This is a genomic window from Streptomyces sp. NPDC017529 (assembly GCF_044329785.1).
Taxonomy (GTDB): domain Bacteria; phylum Actinomycetota; class Actinomycetes; order Streptomycetales; family Streptomycetaceae; genus Streptomyces.
This window is the reverse complement of the sequence record NZ_JBIRJY010000011.1, coordinates 278,012-286,070: the sequence shown is the minus strand read 5'-3', so window position 1 is coordinate 286,070 and position 8,059 is coordinate 278,012. Positions and strand designations below refer to the sequence as shown.

Annotated in this window: 6 protein-coding genes and 1 pseudogene; 4 read left to right on the top strand and 3 right to left on the bottom strand. The window is 69.9% G+C overall.

The window, feature by feature from the left end; translation table 11 throughout:
* On the top strand, nucleotides 1–223 hold a 223-nt coding region (locus ACH4K4_RS26680; RefSeq protein WP_398170635.1), incomplete at its 5' end, for a hypothetical protein.
* A gap of 322 nt (nucleotides 224–545) precedes the next feature.
* Here ACH4K4_RS26680 and ACH4K4_RS26675 read toward each other — a convergent pair.
* Nucleotides 546–1,147, bottom strand: a pseudogene (locus ACH4K4_RS26675) (IS5/IS1182 family transposase).
* Between the two features lie 1,132 nt (nucleotides 1,148–2,279).
* Here ACH4K4_RS26675 and ACH4K4_RS26670 point away from each other — a divergent pair.
* The 3 genes from ACH4K4_RS26670 (at nucleotide 2,280) to ACH4K4_RS26660 (ending at nucleotide 5,779) form a co-directional block, all read left to right on the top strand.
* Entirely contained in the window at nucleotides 2,280–3,377 is a 1,098-nt protein-coding gene (locus ACH4K4_RS26670) for a serine aminopeptidase domain-containing protein (protein WP_398170634.1), read from the top strand.
* Nucleotides 3,378–4,443: 1,066 nt separating this feature from the next.
* Nucleotides 4,444–5,526 (top strand): hypothetical protein, encoded by a 1,083-nt coding sequence (locus ACH4K4_RS26665; protein WP_398170632.1) that lies wholly within the window; start codon nucleotides 4,444–4,446, stop codon nucleotides 5,524–5,526.
* A 118-nt stretch (nucleotides 5,527–5,644) separates the two neighbouring features.
* On the top strand, nucleotides 5,645–5,779 hold the full coding sequence (locus tag ACH4K4_RS26660; RefSeq protein ID WP_398170654.1) for a hypothetical protein: 135 nt from the start codon (nucleotides 5,645–5,647) through the stop codon (nucleotides 5,777–5,779).
* 132 nt (nucleotides 5,780–5,911) lie between these two features.
* Here ACH4K4_RS26660 and ACH4K4_RS26655 read toward each other — a convergent pair whose 3' ends face one another.
* Together ACH4K4_RS26655 and ACH4K4_RS26650 are read right to left on the bottom strand one after the other, a co-directional pair.
* The gene (locus ACH4K4_RS26655) at nucleotides 5,912–7,300 is read right to left on the bottom strand and encodes a phenylacetate--CoA ligase family protein (protein ID WP_398170630.1); all 1,389 of its coding nucleotides are present in this window, start codon (nucleotides 7,298–7,300) and stop codon (nucleotides 5,912–5,914) included.
* Complete coding sequence (locus tag ACH4K4_RS26650; RefSeq protein ID WP_398170629.1) at nucleotides 7,297–7,953, bottom strand: TetR/AcrR family transcriptional regulator; 657 nt, start codon at nucleotides 7,951–7,953, stop codon at nucleotides 7,297–7,299. Before ACH4K4_RS26650 ends, ACH4K4_RS26655 begins: the two co-directional genes overlap by 4 nt.
* Nucleotides 7,954–8,059: the final 106 nt, after the last annotated feature.

Below are 8,059 nucleotides of genomic sequence, written 5' to 3'. Positions count from 1 at the left end.
TTTCACCAGGCCCTCCGGGCGCTTCCCTTCGGTCTTGCGTTTCCGACTCTATCAGATCCTCGCGGTCCTGATTTTCGCCGGTGCGTTTCGGCCTTCCGGCTTCTTCGCATTTCCGATCTTACCAGATCCGTTCGGCGTTTCCGCTTTCCGTTTCCGGTCCCGTTCGGAGGGGGTTTTCCGCGCCTTCCGGCGTGATCACCACTTTAGCGGTTTCTCCCGGTGACTCATAATCGAGTCGGCGGTTCGAATTCCGGCATGCCGAAATTGTTCCCGTTCGGGAGTCGTGCAGTGGTGGTGGTGCCGCCGGTGCGGCGTGAGTGGCTGTCGCGGTGCCTGTCGGCGCCGTGGCAACTCGGAGAACAGTACACGAAGGATCAGTCCGCAAGATCCCCGGCGCCGTTCTGAGTCAGATGCATAGGAGCGGATGCGGTCGACGGCTGTGTCGTAACCGTCGGTGTGGCCGCCAGCATCAATGTCCGTGGCCAAAGCGTGTTGCAGAAGGTTGGGACCGAGCAGCAGGTCAGAGCCGGTGACGGGGTGCCTGCTCATGCGGCGAAGGCGAGGTTGCGCATGTGGGCGACGGCTTGGACGGCGTGGTGGAGCCCGTCGCTGAGCCCGTCGCCGCGTTGCCGGCAGTCGCGGAGGACCTTGTAGACCTTCATCCGGCCGATGACGTGTTCCACGCGGGCTCGGACCTTGCGGTGCTCGGCGCTGTCGTCCTCCTCACTCTTGAGCAGCGCCCGGCCGGGGCGTTTGCGGTGCGGCACCACCATGCCGCAGTGGTGCCCGGCACCGGTCGTGCCGCAGCGACGATGAGGCGAGGGTCAGCATCCACGATGACCTGCACGTTTACCGAGAACCCGCAGTTGCGAGGAAGCGCCGACACGCCGGTCGCGGACCGGGAGCAGGGTGGCGTCCACGATCCACAGCCGGTCTGTGGCGTCGGCGGGGCCATGGCCAGGTTCGTGCGGTAATACACAGCCACGATCAGGACTCGTTCCGCGAGTGGAAGACTTCACGGCCGACCCATCAAGGTGACATTACCGCCGCGCTCACGTACCGCCTTCAGCACCCGCTCGAACTGGTCCACACGCAGCCCGGTGATCGTCTCCACCCACATCCGCTCGGCCCTCATCACCCCGTCCATATACCGGAGATGCACGGTTCACCGGTTCACCGCCTTGCGCAACACGCTTTGGGCCCTTGCACCCGTCCAATGCGATGTAGCCCTCACATCGCGGGTCGTCCGGCCGTACCACCCGCAGGTTGGACTGCTTGAGCACGGGAGCTGCCGGGGCCGGTGAGTGGCAGGGGCGGTTCGGTGCCGAGGACGCAACCACCGGTTCAGGCCAACGAAGGCGAACCGGACCACGCCGCCGACCGCGACGATCGCATCCAGTGCTCTCCGGGCAAGCGGAGGTGGGCCGCTGACCAGTGGCTGGCAACATGGAGGTCAGGCCGACGCCGTCGGAAGGTTTGGTATGGCGTACTGCACGGACGGCCCACCACAACGCCGGAGCGGCACGGCAGATACCGGTTCACGTGTGGGAGGAGGTGCCGCGGGTGTCGGCCGACCGGCCCCGCGAGGGCAGCCTGTTTCATCTGGGGCGGGTGGCGCTGGAGCCGTGGCAGTCCCGGTACGCGCCCGTCCTGTACGTCGTGGCCACCATCGGCCTGCCGATGACCCGGTGCGGTTCAGCGATCCGAAGCGGCTGGCGGCCGCGGCGGAGCCCGGACCGCTGTACGGCGGCTGCGGATGCGCCCGCCAGTTCCCTCGCCGCGGCAGCCGGTGCTGCTCGTGGTAGTGAAACGCGTCTCGACGCGGATGGTCGCACTCACCGTGCGGCACACCCGCGGTATGGATCGGTGGCGGCAGGCGGAGCTGGGAACGCCCGGCGACACACTGCTGCAACTGCACCGGGTCGCCCGGACGCTGGTCAAGTCCCGAGAGCACCCGAGCCGCACGGCGATCTCGGAGCGCCTGGGCGAAGCCGTCCCCGGTGCCGGACACATCGGGCGGATGGCGGCCGTCCTGGACGTGTTGGCCGCCCACCCTATGTTCGTGGACGTCACGGGAGCCCTGGCAGGCCGGCGCCCCCGGCCTGGTCGGTGTGGTCGGTGTGGTCGGTGTGGTCGGTCAGCCGACGGCGACGACATCGCCGGCGGCCGCATGGTCAGGGTCTGGTGCCTGCGCCCCGGCCACCGCTCCCCCGCCCTCCCCCTTTCTCTGACCACTTTGGATCATTCATCTGACCGCTTCGGATCATTCAGGAGAACACATGCGTTTACGCACCCCTTGGCGCGGCGGAATGCTCGCCGTGCTCATGGCGGCGGTCGCCGTCGTCGCGGTCGGGCCGGTACCGGGCACGGCCTGGGCGTCCGCGGCCCCCCGAGCCGCCCTCATACCCGCCGTGGACCGCGAGATCCACTTCACCGCGGACGGCGTCACCGCGTACGGCACGCTGCACATACCCGCCCACCGTGCGGGCCACAAGCTCGCCGCGGCGCTGCTGCTTCCCGGCAGCGGCCCGACCGACCGCAACGGCGACGAGCCGCCCGGCCTCACTCCCCACACCCTGGCCCTCACGGCCGGCATCCTCGGCGGTGACGGTGTGATGAGCCTGCGGTTCGACAAATACGGCACCGGGCGCACGGGCCTGGGCGGACGCGACAGCGCTCCCGACATGGCCGCCTACACCCGACAGGCCGTGACCGCGTACAACTCCCTGCGCGCCCAGCCTGAAGCCGACCCGCACGCGCTGCTCGTGGTCGGGCACAGTGAAGGCGGCCTGCAAGCACTGCTCGTCGACCGCGCCGTACAGCAGAAACCGGCCGGGCTCGCGCTTATCGCCCCGCAGAGCATGCGGCTGCTGGACCTGGTCCGCCTCCAGCTGGCGGACACATTGAACCGGGCGGTTGCCGCAGGGCACCTCACCGCACGGCAGGCGTGGTGGAACAACCGGGGCGTGGCCAGGGCCATCGCGGACTTCCGCGCTCGGCGCCCGGTGGACACCTCGGCGCTGATGCCGTCCCTCGCCGCCCTCCTCAAGGGCATGTTCGGGCCGGTCAACGCGGATTTCGTCCGCAGCGACGACGCTCTCTTCCCGCCGACCGTCGCCCGAGGTGTCGCGCCCGGCACACGGACGCTCGTCACCTGCGGCACGGAGGACACCAATGTGCCCTGCCGGACGATGCCCGCTCTGCTGTCGGGCCTCGACGCCGCCCGTACCACCGGTCCGGGACTGCGGATTCTTCCCGGGCTCGACCATCTCCTTCACCCTGCCGGCACTCCCGTAAACGATTCGGTGATCGCCCCGGCCGCACAGCAGGCCCTCCACGACTTCGTGCGCCCCTGGCAGCACACCGCACAGGACTGAGGAACCTCCACGACCGCGCCTGACCCCGCGCGACCGTGCCCCGCTTCCCGCACCGGACCCACGGCGCCGTCGGCGTCGTTGACGTTGCCGCGGGCCGGTTACGGCGCTGATGACCCGGCTCCGGGCACAGCGCACAGAGAGCGCACATCAGGGCCTGTGCAGTGCGCCCTACGGAGCGGGCACCACCGTCGTCAGCCTCCTTGTCATGTCATCCGGTATCAGAACTGCTGAGATCCGAGCGAAGTCCCCGCCCGATGCAGCAATCGGCGCGGGGACACTCGCATACAGGGCTTTCTCCTGCTGGCGTGACCAGCCAGCACCACATCGGCGAGAAGGAACCAGAGCCCGCGCGGAGACACATCACCACGAGAATGCCGACCAGGTGCCCGGGCTGCGCATGCGAATAACACAGAACTGGGAACATTCGTTCTTCCGCAGACTGACCACAGTTGCCCCCTGTTGTCCCCGAAGATGGACCCACCCAGGTAATAGCTAAAGCAACGTTGGGAGTACGCATATGGCGGTGGAGACCGGCACGCGGCAGGGGGAGCGTGTGGCGGGGCGGGTATGGACGGTGCGTCTGGCCCCTTACGGCCGCCCTTCCGCCGGCGCGGTACAGCTCTCCTGCTCGCGCCCAACCTGCCCTGACCAGCGTTTTCCCGAGGGCTCGGCGGCCGGGCGCAAGGCCGCGGTCGCACACGTCAACACGCACCTGGCTCATATCCGCGCGGATGGCGGGCCCTGCGGTGAGGCGTGGTGTGCCTGCCGCGCCGCCGACTGCGCCTGGCACACCCCTGATTCCGACGCCAGATACCCCAGCGGGCCGCAGCCGCCGGCGCAGGCGGTGTGGTGCGGCGGCCCGGTGGTCCTGGCGGTGTCCGCGGACCGTGCCGGACGGCTGTGGCGGATCGCCGAGATGTGCGCGCGCTGTGCAGCCGCCACGCCCGGCTGCCGCGTCCTGGATATCGCCCCTTCTCCGGTCCGCACCGCCTCGGCCAGGACGGACCAGACTACGGTTGAGGCAGCCGCGCAGCAGGAGCAGGCCAGCGGCACAGCAGCAGGCGGCATGGCAGCAGTCTTCTCCGACCATTCCCCCTCCCCCGCAGCGGATCCGTCCTCCCCGGTCGCCGGGTCGGCGCCGGTCCCCCAGGCTCGCGCCGCCGTACCGGGTGCAGCGTCCCGGTCGGCGAAGCGGTGGGGAAAGATCGCGCAGCGGACCGTGCCGCACGACCTGCAGCCCGACGTCCTGCGGACCGAACTCATCGAACTCGGGGACGCCTTCCGTACCTATCAGCGGCGCACCGAACCCAACCTCGACCTCCTGGCCGAGCTCCACGATCGCAAGGCCCGCGCCTTCCGGCTGTGGGCCGACGTGAGTGGCGACGGCTCCCTGCGCCACGAGGCTCAGCGCGCCGAGCAGGCCGCGCAGACCACCCGTGAGATGCACGAGAACCGCGGCGGTGGCACGACAGACGGCGGGCCGGTGGTGGAACGGCTGCTCACCCGCACGCAGGCCGCGCACGCCCGCACCGTGCTGGACTACGCCACCGCCCACGCCCCGTACCCGCAGGCTGAGGTGCGCCTGGCGGTGCTCATGCTCGCTCTGCGGGCCGCGCGGGACGGCACCGGCAACGTGACCGGCCAGGACCTGACCGGCTGGCTCCAGGGCGATGCCGAGCAAGTTCTTCAGCAGCTGGTCGACGCCGGCTGGTTGCGCCTGCCAGGCACCGTGGCCGAGGCACTGGCCTCCCGTCCCGAAGACGCCACCGCCTTCACCGTTCCCGCGCTGCTGCCCGGGCAGCCCCGCCCGTTCGCCTTCGGCAAGGTCGCCCGCTCCCGGATTTCCGGTTGGGCGCAGAAAGTACTGGGTGACCGGAAGATCCGTAAGAAGAAACTGGGCGCCCCGACACGGCTCCTGGCGCTCTACACCGCCGCCCACACCCGCCCCGATGGCCGCCTCGGGCGCGCCGAGGACGGCGGCCTGGACCTGGACCTGGCCGCCGCCTTCTGCACCCTGCGCGCCGACCAAGTCCCCGAGCACGCCGCACTGCTGGTCACTGCCGACTGGCTCACCGAGGCAGACACCACCACAGGCTGCCTACGCGGGCGACTCGCCGAACGCGTCTGGCCGCTGGGCGCACCGCTGTAAACCAGCTCGCACCGCCGACCGGGCGGACTCCGCACCGACGGCAAGCCGGAGCCAGCCTTGATGGCTCCGGCCCCCGTTTCTGGCTGCGGTGGTCCAGGTCAGGCGCGGACACGGCGCGATGTACGACGCCCTGAACAGCGGGAACGACGTCGATGTGTCGCGGCTGCGGCAGGTCCTGGCCGGGCTGCCGCAGCCGCAGACTCAGCCACAGCCACAGCCACAGCCACAGGCCGACGCGCAGATCACCGGCTGATGTGGCACCGACCCAAGCCGGCCGCCCGGCTCGAAGAACCGGCGCCCTGCCCCCTCTTCTCTTCGACGTTGGCACAGCGCTCAGGCGACCAGTGGCCCTCGCCGTACGTGGCCAGGCACCTTGCGAACAAGCTCAGGGCCGGGTGTCCGACTGGTCGAATGGGATGACGGTTCGGTACTTGCCGCCGGCCGTCTGACGGGGTGGTTCCTCGGCACGCTGGACCGAGACGTGGTCAAGTTTGTTGTCGGCGAGCAGGCGGGTCAGCTCCTGGTGGGCGCTCTGCCACACGCGGTCCGGGTCGGCGTCGGCGGCTGGCAGCAGACGTACGCGCAGGGTTGACGGGGCGGTCTGCTCGACCTGGAACAGTTCGACTCCAGGAGTGCGGTCGAAGAGGGTGCCGAAGGCCAGGGGGGCGAGTTGCACGGGGGCGCCGGAGTGGGTGGGGAAAGTGAGGATGTCGCCTGCGCGCCCTCGTACGCGGAGCGCGGGCAGCGGGTTGCCGCACGGGCACGGGTCGGGCCGGAGCAGGACGCTGTCGCCGAGGTCGTAGCGCAGGAATGGCTGTACGCGGTTGGCGAGGTTGCTGATCAGCACGGTGTGCGAGAACTGGCCGGGCGGCGTGGGCTGGTGGTCCGCGTCGACCGGTTCGAACACGGCCCAGTCGCTGTTGACGTGGTACCAGCCGCGAGTACAGCTGTGACTGAGGTAGGTGCACTCGGTCGCGCTGTACATCGCGCGGACCGTGGTGCGGAAGGCGCGGGCAATCCTGTCGGTGTCGTCCGTGGTCATCGTCTCGCCGGCCGGCTGGACCAGCACCGGGTTGATACGCAGGCGGCCGGCTTCCTGCTCGGCGGCGAGCAGCATGATCGTGCTGGCGTAGCCGATGACGAAGGCGGGGCGGTAGTCGTTGAGTTCGGCCACCAGCTGCGCCATCGGCGTGTGCACCGGGAAGGCCCGGATCAGCTTGCTGCGCCACCCGCCCGCTTGGAGCGTGCGGGAATACGCGGCGAAGCCGACGTAGTGCCCGCCGGTGGCCACGAGTTGGGCGAAGCGGCCGCTGCGAGCGGCTGCCCGCAGGAGGCCGGCGGGCCCCAGCCACGTGGCGAGCGCGCGGGAGGTGAGTGCGGCTCCCACGTCCATGTACCGGTCGTCGAGGACGAAGAGGCCGCGTCGGCCGCTGGTGCCCGAGGTGGTGGCCACCATGTACTTGCCGAGGAAGCGCTGCCCGATCCGGTCGTGATCGTCGCTGAAGGCGCGCACCTTCTCGTACGTGATGGCGCGGTCGGCCACCCAGTCGTCGAAGTGACCCATCAGTTGCTTTTTGTCGGTGACCGGCAGCAGCGTCGGATCCTCCACCCGCTCGGGCAGTTGGCGGTAGAGACTGCGGTAGTACGGGGAGGTGGCCCGGGCATGGGCGACCATGTCGGCCAGCCGCTCGCGCTGCCGCCGCATGACGGCGGGCATGCCCTCCTTGCGAGCCTTGCGGGCGTCCCGTCCAAGCCACGTCAAGTTCTCGGTCATCGTGTGGTACTCCCTTGGCGTATGGGGGTCGAGAGCCCGACCTGTCGCAGGACGGCGAGGAAGTAGGCTTTGACCTCTTGCGCGCCGGTGGTGTCGGGGTATGCGGCGAGGTGTTGCAGGGCCGCGCCACTGAGCAGCTGCTGAAGGATTTCCGGGTCACTGTTCGGGGGGAGCTGCCCGGCCGCGCGGGCCCGCTCCAAGGTGGTGTGCACCGCAAGGCTGCGGTGGCTGCCGTGGGCCTTGTGGTAGGCGCGCAGCAGTTCGGGCAGGTCGTCGACCGTGCCGTAGAGGCGGCGCATCAGCCTTCGCGCGCGGGGCTCGCCGAGGTGGTCGGCCCAGGCCGTCACCATGCTGTCGATGTCCGGCCAGTCCAGCGAGCCGGGGTCCGCGTCCCGGTATTCCCACTCGACCGCACGCACCAGCAGGTCGGTCAGGGTCGGGAAGCGCCGGTACACGGTGGCGCGGGTGACTCCGGCGCGGCGCGCCACCTGCTCGATGCTGGTCAAGCCAACACCTCGCTCGATGAGCAGATCGAGTGCCGCCGCGAGGATCGCCTCGTCCGCCTCCCGGCTGCGCGGCCGGCCGGGGGCCTTCGTGGCCGGGGCCGATGCGGCGGTGGCACAACCTTCGGGATCGTTGTCATCAGACTTCACGAGAATAGAATACAGCACTGCTCTGTATTCTATTTCGGCGGCTCATGCCGCGTCAGCGTTGCCCGTCGGGCCCGTTGCGTGAGGTTCACGTCCTGCGGGCCTGGCC

Bases quoted from the DNA above. Each gene is read 5' to 3' on its own strand.
- ACH4K4_RS26660 (WP_398170654.1), top strand. From the start codon at position 5,645: ATGTACGACGCCCTGAACAGCGGGAACGACGTCGATGTGTCGCGGCTG.
- ACH4K4_RS26670 (WP_398170634.1), top strand. From the start codon at position 2,280: ATGCGTTTACGCACCCCTTGGCGCGGCGGAATGCTCGCCGTGCTCATG.
- ACH4K4_RS26655 (WP_398170630.1), bottom strand. From the start codon at position 7,300: ATGACCGAGAACTTGACGTGGCTTGGACGGGACGCCCGCAAGGCTCGC.
- ACH4K4_RS26665 (WP_398170632.1), top strand. From the start codon at position 4,444: ATGGCAGCAGTCTTCTCCGACCATTCCCCCTCCCCCGCAGCGGATCCG.